Source organism: Dongia soli (assembly GCF_034044715.1).
In the GTDB taxonomy this organism is placed as follows: domain Bacteria; phylum Pseudomonadota; class Alphaproteobacteria; order Dongiales; family Dongiaceae; genus Dongia_B; species Dongia_B soli.
In genome coordinates, this window is the sequence record NZ_JAXCLW010000004.1 from 196,051 (window position 1) to 216,262 (window position 20,212).

14 protein-coding genes are annotated in these 20,212 nt (G+C 60.8%); 8 read left to right on the plus strand and 6 right to left on the minus strand.

Annotated features, from left to right (window positions below; translation table 11 throughout):
- Positions 1-25: 25 nt before the first annotated feature.
- Entirely contained in the window at positions 26-4,123 is a 4,098-nt protein-coding gene (locus tag SMD27_RS15715) for an AsmA family protein (protein WP_320509357.1), read from the minus strand.
- Positions 4,124-4,298: 175 nt separating this feature from the next.
- Here SMD27_RS15715 and SMD27_RS15720 point away from each other — a divergent pair, with 175 nt between their 5' ends.
- Both SMD27_RS15720 and SMD27_RS15725 read left to right on the plus strand, forming a co-directional pair.
- Positions 4,299-4,475, plus strand: coding sequence for a DUF4169 family protein (locus tag SMD27_RS15720; RefSeq protein WP_320509358.1), 177 nt, complete (start codon positions 4,299-4,301; stop codon positions 4,473-4,475).
- 58 nt (positions 4,476-4,533) lie between these two features.
- Positions 4,534-5,829 carry an NAD(P)/FAD-dependent oxidoreductase gene (locus SMD27_RS15725; protein WP_320509359.1) on the plus strand — a complete coding sequence of 432 codons (1,296 nt, stop codon included), beginning with the start codon at positions 4,534-4,536 and terminating at the stop codon, positions 5,827-5,829.
- Between the two features lie 4 nt (positions 5,830-5,833).
- Here the strand turns inward: SMD27_RS15725 and SMD27_RS15730 are convergent, their stop codons facing one another.
- Positions 5,834-6,310: a nucleoside deaminase gene (locus SMD27_RS15730; protein WP_320509360.1), complete on the minus strand. Its 477-nt coding sequence runs from the start codon at positions 6,308-6,310 to the stop codon at positions 5,834-5,836.
- 122 nt (positions 6,311-6,432) lie between these two features.
- On the opposite strand from SMD27_RS15730, the gene SMD27_RS15735 reads away from it, so the two are divergent.
- The 3 genes from SMD27_RS15735 to rsmD are packed head-to-tail and all read left to right on the plus strand — an operon-like array spanning position 6,433 to position 8,844.
- On the plus strand, positions 6,433-7,149 hold the full coding sequence (locus SMD27_RS15735; RefSeq protein WP_320509361.1) for a gamma-glutamyl-gamma-aminobutyrate hydrolase family protein: 717 nt from the start codon (positions 6,433-6,435) through the stop codon (positions 7,147-7,149).
- Complete coding sequence (locus SMD27_RS15740; protein WP_320509362.1) at positions 7,149-8,309, plus strand: pseudouridine synthase; 1,161 nt, start codon at positions 7,149-7,151, stop codon at positions 8,307-8,309. Before SMD27_RS15735 ends, SMD27_RS15740 begins: the two co-directional genes overlap by 1 nt.
- Positions 8,284-8,844, plus strand: a complete 561-nt coding sequence (rsmD, locus tag SMD27_RS15745; protein WP_320509363.1) for a 16S rRNA (guanine(966)-N(2))-methyltransferase RsmD — start codon at positions 8,284-8,286, stop codon at positions 8,842-8,844. The genes SMD27_RS15740 and rsmD overlap by 26 nt, the downstream gene beginning before the upstream one ends.
- Here the strand turns inward: rsmD and mutL are convergent.
- The gene (gene mutL / locus SMD27_RS15750; protein WP_320509364.1) at positions 8,841-10,730 is read right to left on the minus strand and encodes a DNA mismatch repair endonuclease MutL; all 1,890 of its coding nucleotides are present in this window, start codon (positions 10,728-10,730) and stop codon (positions 8,841-8,843) included. The two genes, rsmD and mutL, sit on opposite strands and share 4 nt — an antisense overlap.
- 112 nt (positions 10,731-10,842) lie before the next feature.
- On the opposite strand from mutL, the gene SMD27_RS15755 reads away from it, so the two are divergent.
- Positions 10,843-11,310 (plus strand): VOC family protein, encoded by a 468-nt coding sequence (locus tag SMD27_RS15755; RefSeq protein WP_320509365.1) that lies wholly within the window; start codon positions 10,843-10,845, stop codon positions 11,308-11,310.
- Here the strand turns inward: SMD27_RS15755 and SMD27_RS15760 are convergent.
- Positions 11,307-12,665, minus strand: a complete 1,359-nt coding sequence (locus SMD27_RS15760) for a nucleotide sugar dehydrogenase (protein ID WP_320509366.1) — start codon at positions 12,663-12,665, stop codon at positions 11,307-11,309. The genes SMD27_RS15755 and SMD27_RS15760 overlap by 4 nt on opposite strands.
- Before the next feature lie 192 nt (positions 12,666-12,857).
- Between SMD27_RS15760 and SMD27_RS15765 the strand changes: the two genes are divergently transcribed.
- On the plus strand, positions 12,858-15,557 hold the full coding sequence (locus SMD27_RS15765) for a sensor histidine kinase (RefSeq protein WP_320509367.1): 2,700 nt from the start codon (positions 12,858-12,860) through the stop codon (positions 15,555-15,557).
- A 29-nt stretch (positions 15,558-15,586) separates the two neighbouring features.
- On the opposite strand, the gene SMD27_RS15770 is transcribed toward SMD27_RS15765, so the two are convergent.
- Together SMD27_RS15770 and SMD27_RS15775 are read right to left on the minus strand one after the other, a co-directional pair.
- A complete protein-coding gene (locus SMD27_RS15770) occupies positions 15,587-17,173 on the minus strand; it encodes a peptide chain release factor 3 (protein ID WP_320509368.1) in 1,587 nt (528 codons plus the stop codon).
- Between the two features lie 30 nt (positions 17,174-17,203).
- On the minus strand, positions 17,204-18,133 hold the full coding sequence (locus SMD27_RS15775) for a DMT family transporter (RefSeq protein ID WP_320509369.1): 930 nt from the start codon (positions 18,131-18,133) through the stop codon (positions 17,204-17,206).
- Between the two features lie 308 nt (positions 18,134-18,441).
- On the opposite strand from SMD27_RS15775, the gene ybaL reads away from it, so the two are divergent.
- Positions 18,442-20,190, plus strand: coding sequence for a YbaL family putative K(+) efflux transporter (ybaL, locus tag SMD27_RS15780; protein ID WP_320509370.1), 1,749 nt, complete (start codon positions 18,442-18,444; stop codon positions 20,188-20,190).
- The last annotated feature ends 22 nt before the right edge of the window (positions 20,191-20,212 follow it).

Consider the following 20,212-nt stretch of genomic DNA (forward strand, 5'->3'; position numbering starts at 1 on the left):
TTGCGGCATGTCCCCAATGCCCATCTTATTGAGATTGTTGCTCAGGTGCCGGTTCAGCGGGTGCCGGTTCAGCGGGCGCCGGTTCGCTCGCCGCCGGCTGATTGCTGGACGCCGGTTCATTACCGGGTGTTGATTGACTTGGCGTTTCCGCCGGCGCGGATTGCGGCGCCGGTACTTGTTCCTTGTCCTTTTTCTTCTTCTTTTTACCGAAGGGCAATTCGATCGCGCCGAGCCCCGGCACCTCGACCGTCGGCTTCTTCGACACACTGCTTTGCGGCGTAGCGCCTTCAGCCGGCACCGAATTGTTCGGTTGGACGCCCAACTTCTTTAGCAGTTTCTCACCGCCCGGCAATTTCTCGAGCGCATCCGGCTGCACCTTCCCGCTGTTGTCGATCCCCAACAGGCCGCCGGCGCCGGCTGCGCCATTGCTGGCGAAACTGGGCCGCGGATTGCTAAGCGGGCCTTCGAGATTGACGCTCATGAAGGCCTTGTCGGCATTGGCGCCGAAAAGATCGACCAGCATTTTTGAGAAGGCCATGGCCGCGAGATCGATCTGACCTTTCGCCATGCCGTGCGCTTTCGGATTGGTGAAGGCGAAATCCTGGGTATCGAGCACGCCCTTGGCAATGTTGAAACTGCCCTTCAAGGCATTATCGACGCCTGTGAAATTGCCGAGGATGCCGTTAATGGTGTCGGTCAGGCTTTGCACCTGCTTCACCTTCTTGCCAAGCACGTCCAGCAAGGCAGAACCGAGCTTCTGCTCGACCTTGCCGATGATCTTAAGCGTACCATCGAGATTGCCCTTGCCGGTGAGCGAACGCACCAGCGCCGCTTGGCTGTCACCACTGCCAAGCAGATCGAGATTGAGCGACACCGGTCCTTTAACCTGACTGCCGGCAATGCCGCCGCCCATTACCTGGCCGATCTGGATCTTGTCCACCGCTACCTTGGCGTCCACTTTCGGCGTACCGCGGCCATTCACCGTGGTGCCAGACAGATTGAAGCCGCCCCCATAGATCTTGCCGTTCAAGGTCTGCATAGTCAGCAAGCCGTCCTTGAGGATGATCTTGGCCACCAGATCATCGATCCGCTGGTCCGGCAGGATCAACGATTTCGCCTGGAAGTCGACTGTCGCATCCTGCTTGTCGAGCATCGAGAGATCGAGTTTCTCCTCCGACCAGACGCCCGCCGGCGCACCGCTGGAGCTTGCTTTGCTGTCGCTCTTGCCGCCGCCCGCGCCACCTTCGGCATTTCCCATGAAGGGAATGAGGTTCACCGTGCCGCCGGTGATATTGGCGACGATCTGCGGCCGAGCGCCTGTTGCATCATAGTTGGCGGTGCCGTTCAGCGAACTGTCGCCCCAGGCAGCGCTCAGCGCGCTCACTTGTGCCTTGTCCGTCGTTCCTGCAGCCTTGGCCGACATCTTCAGCGGGCCGGCCTGCACGCCGGAACTTGGCAGATCGGCAAGACGCAGCAGATCGGAGAACTGCGGGTGATCGGCGGTCAAGCTGATATCAAAGGCAATCGGCTTGGCTTTCGCCTGCACCGTTCCCACCAATGCGGCATTGCCGCCTAGGCCCTGTAGCTTTAGATCGAGTGCCATCTTGTCGGCGCCGCCCTTGAGCGTGCCGCCTATGCCGAGCGCACCGGCTGCATTGGCTTTGGGGCCACCGAGGCCGGCCAAGCGAAGCAGCGGGCCCGGCTTTTGCGCATTGAGATCGAGCTTCGTATCAACCTGGGGGTTGTCACCGGAAAGACCGGTCAGCTTGCCGCCGAGCTTGCCACTAGCGCCGACACCGCTGGCCGACAAGCTGACGTCGTAAGTGAGATCGTCGCTGCCGCTTTGCGCCGTGCCGCTCAGGGCCACGGCACCCAGATCTTCCGCTGCATCCGCCGGCATACCGGCCAGCACCGCCAAAGCGGAGGTATCGCGCGCCCTCAGATCGAAATTACTGTTGATCTTCGGAATGCCACCAGCCAGCAAACCGGAGATACCACCTTTCGCACTGCCCTGGGCGCCGATGCCGGCCATGCCGAGATTGACGTCATAGCTGACGTCATTGGCGTTGCCGCCGGCCTTGCCGCTCAGCGTCAGCGCACCGAATTTGCCTGGTTGTTGTGCACCGGCGCCCGCCATCTGGAAAACATTGCCGGCATCCTTGGCCGTGATATCGAAATTGGTGTCGAAACGCGGATCGCCTTTGAGGTCGGTCACCTTACCGGTGATGGCGCCTTTGCCGCCGAGGAAGTCGGCAACGCTGATATCCTTGATGTTGATGGCCCCGCCACCGATGGCGATCAAGGCATGCAGGCCGTTAATCTGCTGCTGGTTCATGGTGAGGGCGCCAACCCGCGCCTCAAGATTGGCATTGAGATCGGCCAGAGGCGCGAGCGCCTTCAGCGGATTGCCCGAGGGAGCCGGCTTGGCAGCTGTTTGCGTCGCCGAAGTCTGTGTTGCGGCAGGCTTCTGATCCGCTTTCGGCAGATAGCCATCGAGATTGAGTTTATCGATCGACAGGCCGATACCAAATCCCATTTGCTGACGCTGCTTGCCGTCGGGCAAGGCAATGGTCCCGCCACCCTGGATTGTCGATTGGTCCAACTGGACCGTCAGCTCGGTCAGGTCCAGTTGCTGGTTCTTGAAAGCGATCTCGCTGGATAAGGCGAAGCTGCGCAGCCGGTCGCCCGGCACTGCATCGACGGCGCCCTTGGCAAAAGCATCGATCAGGGCACGCAGATTGCCGGCATTCAGCTTGAGGCCGCCGGTAAAAGCGGGCTGGCCCTGATCGGCATAGAGAACGCCGCTCGCCCCCAGGCCTGAAGCGCCCGGCAGCTGGGCCGTCAAGCTCTTCAACGTCACTTGGCCATTGGTCAGTTGCGCCGAGAGCTTGGTATTGTCGATGGATTGACCTTGATAGACGATCTGCTGCACCGTGACATCGGCGCCGGCGGTGATGCCGCTCGGCAAGCTGAAACCGCGGCCGGCCCCGGCCAGATCATTCTGCCCAGTGGGCTTAGTCGCGGGCGTCTCCGCTTCCGCCTTTTTTTCACGCCCGCCTGCCGACAGGAGCTTGTCGAGGTCTACCCGGCCGACCGCGACATTGGCCTGGACGGCGATATCTTTGGCGTAATTGGCCGCGAGCGCCGCCTTGGCCGTCAGATCGCCCAATTGAAACGACAAGGACGGCACTGTCGCCGAGGCGCTGCCCGCCGTGACATCGCCATTCAGCGAGAAGGGTTCTGCCAGTAGGGGTGGCTGCACGGCTGATTTATCGCCACCGGGCAAAGCCGCCAGCAGCTTGGCAACGCTGTCACCTTTCCCACTGAGCTTGCCTGTCACGATCGGCTTTTGCGGATCCGAAGCTGCCCCCAGATCTGCCTGTCCGACGAAACCGAGCGTGGCTGCTGCCTCGCTCACCGCGAGCGAGACATCCACCGGCATCGGCTTGCCGGTATTCATCTTACCGAGCTTGACCGTGAAGCCGAGCGGGGCGCCGAGCGCGGTCACCCCGCCTTTCGCTTCAAAAGGCCCCTCAAGGCTTTCCATCGAGAGATCGACATTAATGTTTTCGACCTTCTGCTCCGATCCGCTCGCATCATCGCGGTAGATCAGCGTACCGTCTTCGATCGAGGCACTGTCGACCGCGATGTTCATGCCGGCGGATGCCGCCGTTTCCTTCGTCGCGTCGCCGGCGGCTTTCTTGGTCTCACCCGGTGAGGCATTCGGCTCGCCAGCCGGCTTGATCTGCCAATTGGCGCCGCCATCGCGCAGCTTCTCCAGCAGGATCACCGGCTTGCTCAGCACCACTTCCCTGATTTGCACATTGCCGGAAATTAACGGCAGCAGCGCCACTTTCACCTTAGCCTGTTCCAGGGTCACCATGTCGGGCTGGCTGGCGCCGGGTGCATTGCCGAACTTCACGCCTTCGATCGAAACAGCCGGCATTGGCAGCAGCGAGAGCGAAATATCACCAGTGATGGTGAGGTCGCGGCCAGTGGCTTCCTTCGCCTTCTGCGCGATCAGGCCTTTATAGTTGTTGAGGTTTACGAACATCGGCGCGACCAGCGCAATCACCACGAGACCGCCAATCACCGCCGCGGCAATTTTAACGCCTTTGTTCATAACGCCCTCTTTCCAACACATTACCCGCTTTCGCGATTCCATCGTCGCTCTTATGGAGAACGACTCGGCTCGCGACACGGTTTCAAAGACCCTTTCGCGCGGCTATTATCGACATCGGCGAGACACCGCTGCAAGGTGTCATGCGTCACAACCAGGTGAATTTTACGGGCAGCCGATGGCAGAAATCGTCAATCTGAACCGTTTCCGCAAGGCACAGAAGCGCCAGGAAGAAACGCGCCAGGCCGAAGCGAATCGGGTCAAATTCGGCCGCACGAAATCAGAAAAGGAAAACGACCGCCGCACCGAAGAGCGTCGGCGGCGGGAGATCGACGACAAGAAACTCGACGAGTAAGTCAACCAGCCTCATCCGACATTTATCGCGACTTCGCTGCCAAAGGGGAGACAGCTTCGTGACGTCCTTATTCACTGCCGATTACAAAAACCAGCCTTATTGGTGGGAAGCCGCACCGCGCCCGGCGGCCGATACGCAATCATTGCCAACCGATATCGACGTCCTGATCATCGGCGCGGGGTATACCGGCTTGATGGCTGGCATCCAGACAGCGCGCGGCGGAAGATCGACCTTGATCATCGATGCCGAAGCCGCCGGCTGGGGCTGTTCCAGCCGCAATGGCGGACAGGTCTCCACCAGCATCAAGCCGAGCTTCAGTGAACTTTCAGGACGCCACAACGAGGAAACCGCCTTCGCCATCCGCCGGGAAGGCATCCGGGCCCTGGAGTATATTGGCGACCTGATCCGGAGCGAGAAGCTGGATTGCGACTGGGAGCAGGTGGGCCGGTTCCATGCGGCGCATAACGAAAAGCAATTCGCCGCTTTGGCACAGGTTGCCGAGAACCAGACGAAGGGACTGGAAGTGCCGGTCGAAATCATCACCCGCGCGGAACAGCGCCGCGAGATCGGCAGCGACTATTATCACGGCGGCCTGGTCTATCCCAAGCATGCCGCTCTGCATCCCGGCAAATATCATCTTGAATTGCTGCGGCTCGCCCGACAGGCCGGCGTTCAGGTGATCAGCCATTGCGCTGCGCGCAATATCGAGCGACAAAGCTCGGGTTTCCGCGTCACCACCGCCCATGGGCTGGTCCGCGCGCGGGACGTGGTGATTGCCACCAACGGCTATACCGGGCCCCTCTCGCCCTGGCAGCGCCGGCGCGTCATTCCGATTGGCAGCTATATCATCGCTACCGAACCGCTCGCTCCGGAAGTTGCCCGTGACGTGGCGCCGACCAACAGAGTCATGAGTGACAGCCGTCGCGTCGTCTTCTATTACCGGCTGTCCCCCGACAAGCAACGCATGCTTTTCGGCGGCCGCGTTGCCTTCTCGGAAACTGATCCGCAAGTGAGCGCGCCGCGCCTGCATCATTGGATGAGCGGCATCTTCCCGCAGCTAAGGCAAAGCAGGATCAGCCATTCCTGGATGGGCTTCGTCGCTTATACCTTCGATACCCTGCCCCATATCGGCACCCAGGACGGCCTGCATTACTGCATGGGCTATTGCGGCTCGGGCGTATCGCTGGCGACCTATTTCGGCATGCGCCTGGGTCAAAAGGTGTTGGGAACCGCCGAAGGCAAGACGGCGCTCGACAATGTGCCGTTCCAGACCAGGCCGTTCTATAGCGGCGACCCCTGGTTCCTGGCGCCGTCGGTCATGTGGTACCGCTTCCTCGACAGTTTGCCGATCTGAGGCATTAGCGCTTCGCGCGGAAAAAGCTGCGCAGCATCTCCGCGCTACGTCCCTCATCCAGCCCACCGAAGACCTGCGGCCGATGATGGCAGGTGGGCTGGGTGAATATCCGAGGACCGTGTTCGATGCCGCCGCCCTTCGGGTCGCTGGCGGCGTAGATGACCCGGCGCAAGCGGGCGAAGGCGATGGCGGTGGCACACATCGGGCATGGTTCGAGGGTGACATAGAGGTCGGCCATCGGCAGCCGTTTCTCGCCACTCGCCATGGCGGCCCGCCGGATCACCAGCAGTTCCGCATGGGCGGTCGGGTCCTGCCATTCCTCGACCCGGTTGTGATCGGCGGCCAGGATAGTACCGGTCACGCTATCGACCAGGACCGCGCCGATCGGCACCTCGTCCCGCCCAGCAGCCAGTTCCGCCTGACGGAAAGCCAGGGCCATGAAATCCCCGGCCTGCCGTTCTGTATCACTTTCTTTCGTCATAGCGGCATTGAGCGCAGGCCGCCCGGCCGGGTCAAGCCCCGCTTTTCCGCGCCCCGCCTTCCGTTCCCTTCATCCCGGGCTCCCATTGTGCTTCCCGGCCAGTTATGGTTTAGCTTGGCGTTATGAAAACGACCGCACCCTTGATCGGACTGACCCTCGACGCTGACGCACCGAGCGGTTTGTCGAAATTCGCCCGGTACAGCATCCGCGAGAATTATTGCGGATCAGTTGCCGCTGCCGGCGGCCTGCCCGTCTGCCTGCCGCATGGTATCGATGCCCTGGATGCTCTTGCCGACCGGTTAGATGGGTTGGTAGTGACGGGGGGCGCCTTCGATATCGATCCCAGCCTCTATGGCGACACCTCGCGTCATGTCACCGTGGCGACCAAGGAAGGCCGCACCAACTTCGAATGGGCAATCACCAGGGCGATGCTGGAGCGCGACAAACCAGTCCTCGGCATCTGCGGCGGCGAGCAATTGCTGAATGTCATGCTTGGCGGTAGCCTGATCCAGCATATCGAAGACGCCGTTCAAGGCAGCGTCCTGCACGAGCAGCCCAATCCGCGCAATACGGCAGGGCATACTGTCAAGGTAACCGCAGGCAGCCTACTTCATCGGATCTGCGGCACCGATCGCCTCATGGTCAACAGCGCTCATCACCAGGCAGTGCGCGCCGCCGGTCCCGACATCGTCGTCAATGCCGTGGCAGAAGACGGCGTCATCGAGGGCATCGAAGACCCGCGCAAGAAGTTCTGTCTCGGCGTGCAGTGGCATCCGGAATTCATCGTCGGGCCGGGCGATGCCAAGATCATCGATGCGTTTGTCGCGGCGGCGCGCTGATGAGCGTGGGTCGCAAAGCCACCGGCAATAAAGACACCGGAAACAAGGCACACGAGGGCGAGCGTATCGCCAAGGTCATGGCACGTGCCGGCTTGTGCTCGCGTCGCGACGCCGAGGAATGGATCGCCGCCGGCCGTGTCTCGCTCAACGGCAAGAAACTGACCTCGCCCGCCGTCAATGTCGGGCCGTCGGATGTCGTGCGGGTCGATGGCAAACCCCTGCCCGAAGCAGAGAAGACGCGCCTTTTCCGCTATCACAAGCCGCGCGGCCTGGTTACCACCGCCAAAGATCCGGAAGGCCGTCCCACCGTCTTCGAGAACCTGCCCGCAAACCTGCCCCGCCTGATTTCAGTCGGACGCTTGGATTTGAATTCCGAAGGCCTCTTGCTGCTGACCAATGACGGCGAACTTGCCCGACGTCTTGAATTGCCGGCGACCGGTTGGGTCCGCCGGTATCGCGTGCGCGTCAACGGCAAGATTGATCCAGCCGTCCTGACGAAACTGGCCGGCGGCATTGAAATTGATGGCGTGCGATATGGCGCCATCGAAGCAGTCCTCGACCGGCAGCAGGGCGAGAATGCCTGGCTGACGATGAGCCTCACCGAAGGCAAAAACCGGGAAATCCGCAAAGTCTGCGCTCATTTCGGCTGGACCGTCAGCCGCCTGATCCGCCTTTCCTACGGCCCGTTCCAGCTTGGCCATCTCGGCAAGGGTGAGGCCGAGGAAGTGCCCGGCAAGGTGCTGCGCGACCAGTTAGGTGCGCCCGGCAGCGTCCAGCCGTTGCGTCCGCATCAAGCCAGCGGCGGCAAGGCCCGCCCGCCTAAACCGACGCAGAAGCCGGTCCATAAAAGAGGTCAGAGCGACAAGAAGTGGGACGACCGGCAAGTCGAACGGCAGCATGATGCTCATCCATCGACGCGGTCCCAAGCCGCACCGGGCGAACCTAAGCGCAAGCAGCTTTCGCATGAACGACGTGCCGAGCGGCAACGTACAGCGGAAATAGGCAGTACCCCGACATACGAAGCGGGGCCGAATAACGAGAAGAAGCGGGATAACGCAAAACGCTCCACCTCACCCGCTGCAAAACGGCCCGGCCGTGAGTCATCTAACAGAGGGCGCGCGCCCGGAAAGCCTGATGCGAATCGATTCCGGCGCCCATAAAGGCAAGAAGCTCGTGGTACCGGAAGGCCGCGACGTGCGGCCGACCGGGGATCGTGCGCGGCAAGCGATCTTCAACATGCTGATGCACGGCTTGGATGCGGTGCGCGATGCCGCGGTACTCGACGCTTTCGCCGGTTCGGCCGCCTTGGGGCTCGAAGCCCTGTCGCGCGGCGCCGCCAGCCTGGTAGCCTTCGATACCGATCCGCAAGCTTTGGCAGCGATGCGCGCGAATGTCGCCGGCTGCCGGGAGGAAAGCCGCACGACCATTCGCCAGGCCGATGCCTTGCGCCCGCCGCCCGCCGCTGGCTTTGGTGCAGCGGCACCGGCGACGCTCGTCTTTCTCGACCCACCCTATGGCAAGGATATGGTGCCGGCAGCACTCACGGCTTTGGATAAAGCCCGCTGGATCGCGCCCGGTGCCGTCGTGGTCGTGGAGTTGGATCGTCGCGACCCGTTCGATTTGCCGATCGGCTACGCTCTTGAAACAGACCGCAATTATGGCAAGGCCCGCATTCTTATTCTGCGGAAGAATTAGCGCCGGCCGAATAAGCGTTCGATATCGGCCAGCTTAAGCTCCACATAAGTGGGGCGGCCGTGATTGCACTGGCCGGAATGCGGCGTTGCTTCCATCTGGCGCAACAGTGCATCCATCTCTGACGCGCTCAAGCGCCGCCCCGAGCGGACGGCGCTATGGCAGGCCATGGTGCCGCAGATGTCCTCCAGCCTTTCCTTCAGGCTATGGGTCGCGCCCAGCTCAGCCAGTTCGTCCGCCATATCGCGCACCAGTCCCTGGATATCCGACTGGCCCAACAGAGCCGGTACTTCCCGCACGACGACAGTACCGGGACCGAAGGATTCGATGACGAGGCCAAGTTCCGCCAATTCCTCGCTGCGCGCCAGCAGACGGTCGGCAGAAGCCCCATCCAGCTCGACCACTTCGGGAATGAGCAGAGCTTGGCGTGCGACACCTTGCGATGCCAAAGCCTCCTTCATGCGCTCATAAACCAGCCGCTCATGGGCCGCATGCTGATCGACAATGACCAATCCATCGGCCGTCTGGGCGATGATGTAGTTCTCATGCAATTGCGCCCGCGCGACGCCGAGTGGGTAATTGGCCTGCGGCTGCTGAGCTGACCCGCCATGGGCGGCTTCCATGCGCACACTGGGCCGCTCCAGTTCCGGTGCCAGAGGCGCGAAACCGGCCAAGGCCCGATCGACCAGCCCGCTATTGACGCTGTTTCCGCCCCGGTGCCCATAGCCGCTCCAATTGGATTGTGGTGGTGGTCCCTGCCAAGCGGGGGACTGCGGGCTGCTGAACTGCATTTGCGGCGCCTGGAACGCACCCAAAGTCTGCGCCGCCACGGTCGTTGCTGCCCGATGACCGGCAGCGGCAAGGCTATGGCGGATGGCGCTAACGATCAGGCCCCGCACCAGGGCCGCGTCCCGGAAGCGCACCTCGGCTTTGGCGGGATGAACATTGACGTCCACCTCCTCCGGCGGCAGGTCAACGAACAGCGCCACCAGCGGGTGCCGGTCGCGCGCCAGGAAATCCTGGTAGGCGCCGCGGATCGCGCCGATCACCAGGCGATCCTTCACCGGCCGGCCATTGACGAAGAGATATTGATGGGCGGCATTTGCCCGGTTCAGGGTCGGCAGGCCGGCATAGCCGTGAAGCCGGACATTCTCCCGCGTCGCATCGATCGCCAAAGCATTATCGCCGAAATCCCGGCCCATGATGGCGCTGAGGCGCTGCAGCTGCGCGGCGCGGGCATCCGCCAGCAGATCGTCGCTAATCGCCGGCAGCCGCAGGATCACGCGATCCTCGTCCCGAAGGGTAAAACCGATGGCCGGATGCGCCATGGCGAGGCGTGCGACCACCTCCTCCACCGCGTTGGCCTCACTGCGCGGCGTCTTCAGGAATTTCAGGCGCGCCGGCACCGCATAGAAAAGATCGCGCAATTCCACCCGCGTGCCGGCAGATAAGGCAGCCGGCTGCGGCGTTCCCTTGACACCGCCATCGACCGTGAGGGCCCAGGCTTGATGACCGTGTGCTTGATCACTGCTGGCATCCTTCGTCTTCCTGGCTCGGCTGATAATGGTCAACCGCCCGACTGCGCCGATGGCTGGCAGCGCTTCGCCCCGGAAGCCGAAATGATGAATATGAACCAGATCGTCATCTGGCAGCTTCGACGTCGCATGCCGCTCTACCGCCAGGAGCAGTTCCTGCGGTCCCATGCCACAGCCATCGTCCTCGACCAGGATCAGGCTGCGGCCGCCTTCCCGTAGGGTGACGTCGATACGGGTCGCTCCGGCATCGACGGCGTTTTCGACCAGTTCCTTAACCACGGAAGCGGGCCGTTCCACCACCTCACCGGCGGCAATCTGGTTGATAAGGTTGGAGGGCAGGAGACGAATCGACATGCCCCCAGTTTAGCAGGCCAATGCCCTGGCAGGCCAATGCCTTAGCAGGCCGGGGCCAAGCTGCTAAGCTAGGTTTCAATGATAAAACCTCGAGAATTGGGGAGGAACCGCGATGGGCCCCGAAGATAAGCCGAAAGCCAGGGAAAGCTTCATGTCGGCCGATGCCTATGGCCGCAGCTTGAAGGGTATGGGTATCAATCTGCTGGTTCGTGATATCGCGCGCTCAACGCTTTTCGCCCGCGACGTGCTCAACGCCGAGATTGTCTATAGCGACAAGGATTTCGCAGTCCTGCGGCATGGTGATGGCGATCATCGCGCCGAATGGATGCTGCATGTCGATGGGACCTATCACAGCAATCCCCTGCTCGGCCTGTTATCGGACATGCCGATACGCGGGGCCGGCGTGGAAATTCGTCTATACCGCTGCGATCCCGACCGCGCCGTCGCCCAGGCAAAGGCGCATCATCATCATGTCCTGTCGCCGGCTGCCGACAAGCCCCACGGTCTGCGCGAAGCCTATATCCAGGATCCCGACGGCTATTGCTGGGTACCGAGCCTGCACAAGCGAGGCGCTGATTAAGCCTTCACGAGTTTGCTAGATTTAATACCGGCTTTCGCCATCACATTGCGGGTATCGACGATGAGTTTGGCCTTTTGCCCGACCAGCGCGTAATCCACCGCCTCATGATCCGTCACGATCAGGACGGCATCCGTGCTGGCCAGGTTGCGTGCTGTGAGCGGCGCCGATCGGCGACCTGTCAGCCCGGGATATTCCCGCGTCGGGGTGATCTTAGGGATCAGCGGGTCGTGATAGGAAACCCGCGCACCGCGACGCTCCAGCTCTTCCATAATGTGCAGCGACGGGCTTTCCCGTAGATCGTCGACATTCTTTTTATAGGCCACCCCGAGAACGAGAATGCGGGCGCCCTTCAATGCTTTGCCCAGCTGTGCGCTGAGCGCGTGCGTCAGCCTCTCAATGACGAAATGCGGCATCGCCGTATTGATTTCGCCAGCCAGCTCGATGAATCGGGTATTGATGCCGTATTCCCGCGCCTTCCAGGTCAGGTAAAACGGATCGATCGGAATACAATGCCCGCCCAAACCCGGGCCCGGATAAAAAGGCATGAAACCGAAGGGCTTGCTCTTGGCGCCGTCGATGACTTCCCAAACATCGACATCCATCGCCATGCAGATGACTTTCAGTTCATTGACTAGAGCGATATTGACAGCCCGGAAGATATTTTCCGTCAACTTGATCGTTTCGGCCGTTTCGGGGCTGCTGACCGGCACGGTGCGGATGACGATGCGATCGTAAAGCGATGTCGCCAATTTCAAGGCTGCCGCGCCGTCGCCACCCACTACCTTGGGAATCGCCGCCGTGCCGAAGGCGGTGTTGCCGGGGTCTTCCCGTTCCGGCGAATAAGCGAGGAAAAAGTCTCGGCCCGATTTCAAGCCCGTCCTTTCCAGAATGGGCTTCAGAACGTCTCGGGTAGTACCCGGATAGGTGCTGGATTCGAGAACCACCAACTGCCCGCGCCGGAGCTGTCGGGCGATGGTTTCCCCGGTCTTGACAATAAATTGGAGATCGGGCTCGCGATGCTTGGTCAACGGCGTCGGCACACAGATGACAATCACATCCATCGCTGCCAGGCCGGAAAAATCGTCACTGGCCGCGAGCGTGCCCGCTTTCACCAGCGGGGCGATTCGCCGGTTGCCGATATGCTTAATATAGGATTTACCGGCCGAAAGCTGGCGGATCTTGGCAGGGTCGATATCGAAACCGGTGACGGCAAACCCGCATTCGGCAAAGAGGCAGGCCAGGGGAAGGCCGACATATCCCAGACCGATAATCCCGATCCGACTCTCCTGTGCCCGAATCGCAGCGGTCACGCGAACGGCCAAAGAGTTGCTTTTTGGCCGACTTTGCGCCTTCATTCCTAATCTCCTGCAACTGATCGTGGCGAACCCTAACAAATCGCCCTGAAAGGTTCAGCTTCTTTGTGGGCATGCGGCAGGGACATATTCGGATTTTATTAATCCTGGCGGTAGGACAATGCATCGAAACCCCGCCACCTATCGGCAACAGCATCTCGAGCGGCGGGCGACGGAAACAGCCGTGAATAGGGAATGAAGGGCCCACCTAACCACTCGTATGACCGATTGGCAGATTTTGTCGGCCCCGCGATGATGATTGCGGCGGCGCCCGGCGGAGGGTTCATTATCACCGCCGCCAACGATGCGTTTCTCACCGAAACCGGTTTCGATCGCCGCAACCTCGCCGGCCAGAGGTTGCCGGCTCCCTTTGGGCCGGGCTGCAATGCCCTGCTCGACCTAGGTGAGAAAGTTCTGATCAGCGGTTATCCGGCAGATGGCGTCATCAGTCTCGCCACGCCGAAAGGTGCTCGCCGTCACCACATGGTGCTGATGCCGCAGGCCGGCGGCGCTTCCCAGCCGTCCCAGATCATTGTCGTCTGTACGGATACGACGGCCACCGAAGCCATCCGTTACCTGGATGACGTGCTGATAAATGTGAAAGACATCATCTGGTCGGTCATGGTCGAGACGACCATCTTCGATTATGTAAGCCCGTCGGTTGAAACCTTGCTTGGAATCGATCCTCAGGAACTACTGACGGTTCCCTGGGCCTGGAATCGATATATCCATCCGGCTGATCTCGCTGCTGTCGAAAAGGCCTGGGATGAGGCGATAGAAGGCGCTCTTTTCGATATCGAATACCGGATGATACACCCCGATGGCCGCGTCATCTGGGTACGCGATCATGGCGAGTTGGTGCGGGATGCCCAAGGGCGAGCCTTGCGGATCGACGGTATCACACAGGACATCAACGCCCGGCGCGCGGCAGAAGCGAAAGCGAAGACCGCCGAAATCCTCTATCGGACGATCGTCGAAAATCAAGTCGAACTGATCTGCCGGTATCGGCCGAACTTTGTCATCGTTTTCTGCAACGCCGCCTATGCCGGTCTCTATGGCCTGAAGCCGGGCGACATGGTCGGCCATTCTCTTGCCGAATTCCTGCCTACCGAAGAACTTGGAGAGGTTCAGGAGGTCATCGAACGCTTAGCCAGGGGCAATGCCATTTCCCACAGCGAGGTCAGGAAGGTGCAGGGCGACGAAAAAGGGTCCTGGTATAGCTGGTCGGATGTGGCGATTTTCGATGCCGAAGGTAATATTGCCGAAATTCAGGCGATCGGCCGCGATGTTACCGGCCGTTATCAAATGGAGCGTGACCTGCAAGCCAGCGAACAACGCCTGCGCCTTGCAATCGACAGCATTCCCGATGCCTTCGCGCTCTATGATAACGAAGACCGACTGATCTTATGCAACAAGCGATATATCGAGCTTGCGATATCCCCCACGACAATCGACCCGATCGGCAAGACTTTCGAATATCTCGCCCGCAACGTTGCTTTATCTTCCATTGCGCCGATGGAGGCGAAGGACGATCCCGAAGGATGGTTCGAACGCCGCCTGCAGCGGCACCGCAATCCACCGTCCGAACCGGTCGAGGTCGTACTTCAAGATGGAAGGTGGCTTCGCGTCTCGGAGCGGCGAACGATCGATGGCGGCTGGGTTGCGACCTGGAGCGAGGTCACCGCTTTGAAGGAGGCCGAGACCAGATTGCGGTCGGCCATTGCCGCGTTCAATGAAGGTTTCGTCTTCTACGACAAGAACGAGCGTTTGATCCTCTGCAATGATCGCTTTAAGGCCCTCTATCCGAAATCCGCCGCGATCATGGCGCCGGGCGTGACCCTGGAAGAGATCTATCGTTACGGCATGGCACGTGGCGAATTCGCGGATGATGATAACGACTCCGAAGCCTGGCTGAAGAGAGAGTTCCGTCGCATCCGTCAAAAGATCCCGCATGTCGTGGAACAGCAACTGACCGATGGGCGCTGGACCATGGTCAGCCGCTCGCCCGTTGCCGATGGCGGCATGGTCAGCATCATTACCGATGTCACCGAATTGAAGCTGCGCCAGGACGAGCTACAACAAACTCAGCAGAAGCTGCAACAGCAGACACAGCACTTGACGCAATTTGCCGAACAGTTAAGGGCGGCCCGGATGGCAGCCGAATCTGCCAATCAGGCGAAGTCGCGCTTTCTGGCTCATATGAGCCATGAATTGCGGACTCCGTTGAATGCCATTCTCGGTTTCGCCGATGTCATCCGCCACGGCATGTTCGGCGAGATCGCACCCGTCCGCTATCGTGACTACGTGCAATACATCCACGAAAGTGGCAGCCATTTGCTGGAAATGATCAATGACGTGCTTGATCTGTCCAAGATCGAAGCCGGCAAGTTCGAATTGAAAGTGGAAGCCCTCGATGCCGCACTGATCACCCAGGCCGGCAGCAAGCTGGTTGCCGGGATGGCCAAGGAGAACGGCGTCCGCCTGATGATCGATATTGACCCTGCTTGCCCGCGCATTCATGGCGATGCCCGGGCGATCAAGCAGATCATCATCAATCTCCTATCGAACGGCGTGAAGTTCACCCCGGCCGGCGGCTACGTGATGCTGCAGATTCAGACGGCCGGCACAAGGGGCTTTGAGATCGTGGTGACGGATACCGGCATCGGCATGTCGTCGGATGATATTGCCAAGGCACTCGATCCGTTCGGGCAAATCGACGGCACCTTGGCGCGCCAGCATCGGGGCACCGGGCTCGGCCTGCCTCTGGTCAAAAATCTGGCGGAATTGCAGGACGGCACGCTGCAGATCGATAGCGCGCCGTCACGAGGAACCCGGGTCTCGGTCTTTTTGCCCTGGCTCAGCTCACTGCTGGCATTCGAGACGGGACACGCCTGATCCGAGCCAGGCGCGCTATTCCGCATGGATCAGTGGTTCTGTTCCTTGGTCTTCAGGAAGCGGATCTTGGGGTAATCTTCCGCGGCCCGGTCCAGATGCCAAGCATTGCGCGCCAGGAAGACCGGATCGCCGTTGTGATCGTCGCCGATCGAGGCGCGCGAGGCGTCCAGGAAGCGCTTCAGTTCCGCCGGCTCGTCGGCTTCCACCCAGCGCGCGGTATAAAGACTGGTAGGTTCGAAGCGGACCGGCAGGCCATATTCCGTACGGATACGATCGGCGAGAATTTCGAACTGCAGCGCGCCGACCACACCGACGATCCAGTCGGTGCCGATCAGCGGCCGGAAGACGCGGGCGGCACCCTCTTCCGCCAATTGCTCCAGCGCCTTGCCGAGATGCTTGGCCCGCAGCGGATCATCCGCACGCACACTCTGCAGATGTTCCGGCGCAAAGGACGGGATACCGGTGAACTGCAACTGCTCACCCTCGGTCAGCGTGTCGCCGATCCGCAGGTTGCCGTGATTGGGCACGCCGAGGATATCGCCCGCATAAGCTTCTTCCGCCAATTCGCGATCCTGCGCCAGGAAGAGGACCGGGTTATGCAGATTGAGCTGCTTCGCCGAACGAACATGCAACGCCTTCATCCCACGCCGGAACTTGCCGGAGCACAGCCGCACGAAGGCAATCCGGTCCCGGTGCTTTGGGTCCATGTTCGCCTGGATCTTGAAGACGAAGCCGGTCAGCTTGTCTTCGGTCGGTTCCACCGCACGTGTCGTCGTCGGCTGCGGCCGCGGTGGCGGTGCCATTTCGGCAAGCCCCGCGAGCAATTCGCCGACGCCGAAATTATTCACCGCTGACCCGAAATAGACCGGCGACAGATGCCCTTCGCGATAAGAGGCGAGATCGAATTGGGGCATCAGGCCGCGCGCCATCTCGACATCGTCGCGAAGCCGCTGCACCTCGTCTTCGCGTAAAGTAGTGGCAAGCTTAGGATCGTCAAGGCCTTCGATCTTCAAGCTCGCTTCTCCCTGCGTACCGCCGCGCTCGAACATGACGAGCCGGTCATTGAACAGGTCGTAGCAGCCCTTGAAGCTCTTTCCCATGCCGATCGGCCAGGAAGCCGGCGTGATGTCGAGTGCCAAGGTTTGCTCGATCTCCGAAATCAGATCGAATGGTTCGCGTCCTTCTCGGTCGAGCTTGTTCACGAAGGTGACGATCGGCACATCGCGTAGGCGGCAGGCTTCGAAAAGCTTGCGCGTCTGGCTTTCGATACCCTTGGCGGCGTCGATCACCATGACGGCCGAATCCACCGCCGTCAGTGTGCGATAGGTATCTTCGCTGAAATCTTCGTGGCCCGGCGTATCCAGCAGGTTGAAGGTGCACCCCCGATAATCGAAGGTCATCACCGAGGCGGTGACCGAGATGCCGCGCTCGCGCTCTACCTTCATCCAGTCGGAACGCGCACGCCGCTGTTCGCCGCGCGCTTTGACCGCGCCCGCCAGCTGAATGGCACCTCCGAACAGCAACAGCTTTTCGGTCAGTGTGGTCTTGCCGGCGTCGGGGTGCGCAATAATCGCAAAAGTCCGTCGCCGGGAAACTTCGGTTTCCAGATCGGCCATAATGCTCACTTCGGGAGAATTGCCGGCAATTTAAGCATTTCGCCGGGTTTTTCCAGCGTAAAAAGCCGGTTTCCCTCTAGCCGAGCTCACCAGCATGACCCCGCACAGGACGAAAGCCGCGCCTACCACCTGTTCAATCGAAATAATTTCGCCCAGGAACAACCACCCGAAGAAAATAGTCGCTACCGGACCGATCGAGCCGACGATGGAAACTTTGGAGGCGCCAACCAACTGGATCGCCTTAGCAGTCAAGAAAACCGGCAGAACCGTCGAAATGGCCGCCATGGCACCGGCATAGGCATAGACCTGCCACGGCTGCTGGAAAGCGCTGACCACCGGATCGACCGCCAGGAAGTGGATGAGGCAGGCCATTGCCGAGACGATCGACGCCCAGGCCGCGAGACGAATGGCGCCCAGCCGGCCGACCAGCTGCCCGTTTGCGACCAGGTAGATTGCATAGGTGATCATGCACAGAAAGACCAGCGTGCTGCCGATCATGATATCCGCCTGGTTTCCCGTGAAGCGCACGTCATGCAGGAAGGCGATGCCGATTCCGGCATAGGAGACCGCCATGGCGATCAATGTTCGCTTGCCGATCGCGTGTCCGAACAGAACAACCGACAGGATCACCACCACCGTCGGATAGAGGAACAGGATCAGCCGCTCCAGACCCGCCGTAATGTATTGCAAGCCCATGAAGTCGAGAATGCTGGACAGGTAGTAGCCGACGACGCCAAGAAACAGCAGTGACATCCAGTCCTTGCGGGTCAGCCGCGTCGGCGCGACACGGCCCGACCACCAGGCCGCTGCCATGAGAATGGGCAGTGCGAATGCCATGCGCAGCGCCAGCAGGGTGATGGCATCGACACCATAGAGATAAGCCAATTTGACGAAAATGGCCTTCATGGAGAAGGCGGCCGAGGCCAGAAAGGCCAGAAGCACGCCTCGATTGATCATCATGTATCGGTCTCGCGTCGGACAGACGGAGCTTTCCAACGAAGTCGCGTGCGCCAGTCCCAGATGCGATCGCACCTGATTGCAAAGTCGAAACCTCAGGAAACCCCTGGAATGCAATCTAAAATGGGTAGAATAAGGGGACTAGGGCTGAAACGGCAGTGCTCGCCCCTGAAATGTGCATGACGTTGCACCGACATGGTCGGCCATGCCTGAAATGTTGACAGGAGGGCCCCGGAACCCCACTTAAAAACTGTCCCGAGGGGCTGGGGACACTCCCGAATGCCGCAATTTAAGAATAGGTGCCGCGACGCATGGTCCACCACACGCCGCTTATTGCCACCATTGTCGGCAGCCTCGTCCTGGCCCTGATCCTGGGGGCTTTGGCGAACCGCCTGCGGATTTCTCCCTTGGTCGGCTATTTGTTAGCGGGCGTGTTTGCCGGCCCCTTCACGCCAGGATTCGTCGCCGATCAGGCCCTGGTGCCGGAATTGGCGGAGATCGGCGTCATTCTGCTCATGTTCGGGGTGGGCTTGCATTTTTCCCTGAAGGATCTCTTCGCCGTTAAGAGGATCGCCCTGCCGGGCGCGATCCTGCAAATTGGGCTCGCAACCTTGCTGGGCCTCGGGCTCTCCTTAGCCATGGGGTCCTCGGTGGCAACCGGCCTGGTTTTCGGCCTCGCCCTCTCCTGCGCCAGCACTGTTGTCCTGTTGCGTGCCTTGCAGGAGCGGCGGTTGATCGAGACGGAACGTGGACGCATCGCGGTCGGCTGGCTGATCATGGAAGATCTGGCCATGGTGCTCGTTCTGGTCCTGCTGCCGGCCCTTGCCGGCGTGCTCGACGATACCAGCAAGTCATCGTCGCTGGATGCCGCGGACATCCTTCGTATCCTGGGGATCGCGCTTGGCAAGGTGACCGCCTTCATCGCTCTGATGCTGATCGTCGGCCGCCGTGTCATTCCGTGGCTTCTGCACTACATCGCCCATACCGGTTCACGGGAACTGTTCCGCCTGGCCGTGCTCGTCATTGCACTCGGCGTTGCTTATGGCGCGGCGCTGCTTTTCGGTGTTTCGTTTGCCCTGGGCGCCTTCTTCGCAGGGATGGTACTCAGCGAGTCGGACCTGAGTCATCAGGCCGCGCAGGAAACTCTGCCCCTACGGGATGCCTTTGCCGTGCTGTTCTTCGTATCGGTCGGCATGTTATTCAATCCGAGCATCATTGTGGACGATCCGCTGCCGTTGATCGCTACCTTCCTGATTATCATTTTCGGAAAATCCCTGGCGGCCTTCGCATTGGTCCGGCTGTTTGGCCATTCATCGAGCACCGCTTTGATGATTTCCGCGAGCCTCGCCCAGATCGGCGAGTTCTCCTTCATCCTGGCGGCCTTGGGCGTTGAGCTGAACCTGCTGTCAACCGAGGGGCGCGATCTCATCCTCGCCAGTGCCATTCTGTCGATCCTCGCCAATCCCGTGCTTTTCGCTTTGCTCGATCGTGCGCAGGCCTGGATCGATCGTCGCGAGGGCAAAGAAGGCGGCCCATCTACCCCCGGCAGGGTGATCAGTGAGGAAATTCCCACGACGCAATTGACGGGCCACGCCGTGGTGGTCGGCTCAGGCCGTGTTGGCAGCCTGATCATTGCTCGCCTGGAACAGGAAAGGCGACCTTTCCTGGTGATAGAGGATCGCCGCGAACTGGTGGAACAATTGCGCGCTAGATCCATCGAGGTCATCGCAGAGAACGGCGCCAATGCCGCAGCACTCGCGGCCGCCAATCTCGCCGGGGCGCGTTGGCTGTTCCTGGCCATCCCCAACGGCTTCGAAGCAGGACAGATCGTCGAACAGACGCGCGCGATCAATAGCGGACTGGAAATTATCGCACGGGCTCATTCCGATGACGAGGTCGGGTACCTGCGGAAATGCGGCGCCGATCACATCATCATGGGCGAACGCGAGATTGCCCGCGGCATGCTTGAACTGGCTTTTGGCCTCCCCGACACTTCCGGAGATGGTTCAGTCCCGGGTGGAATTACCGGAGGTACGGTCGCCGCGACGGCAGCGACTTGAAAGCTCATTGCGCGCCAGCCAG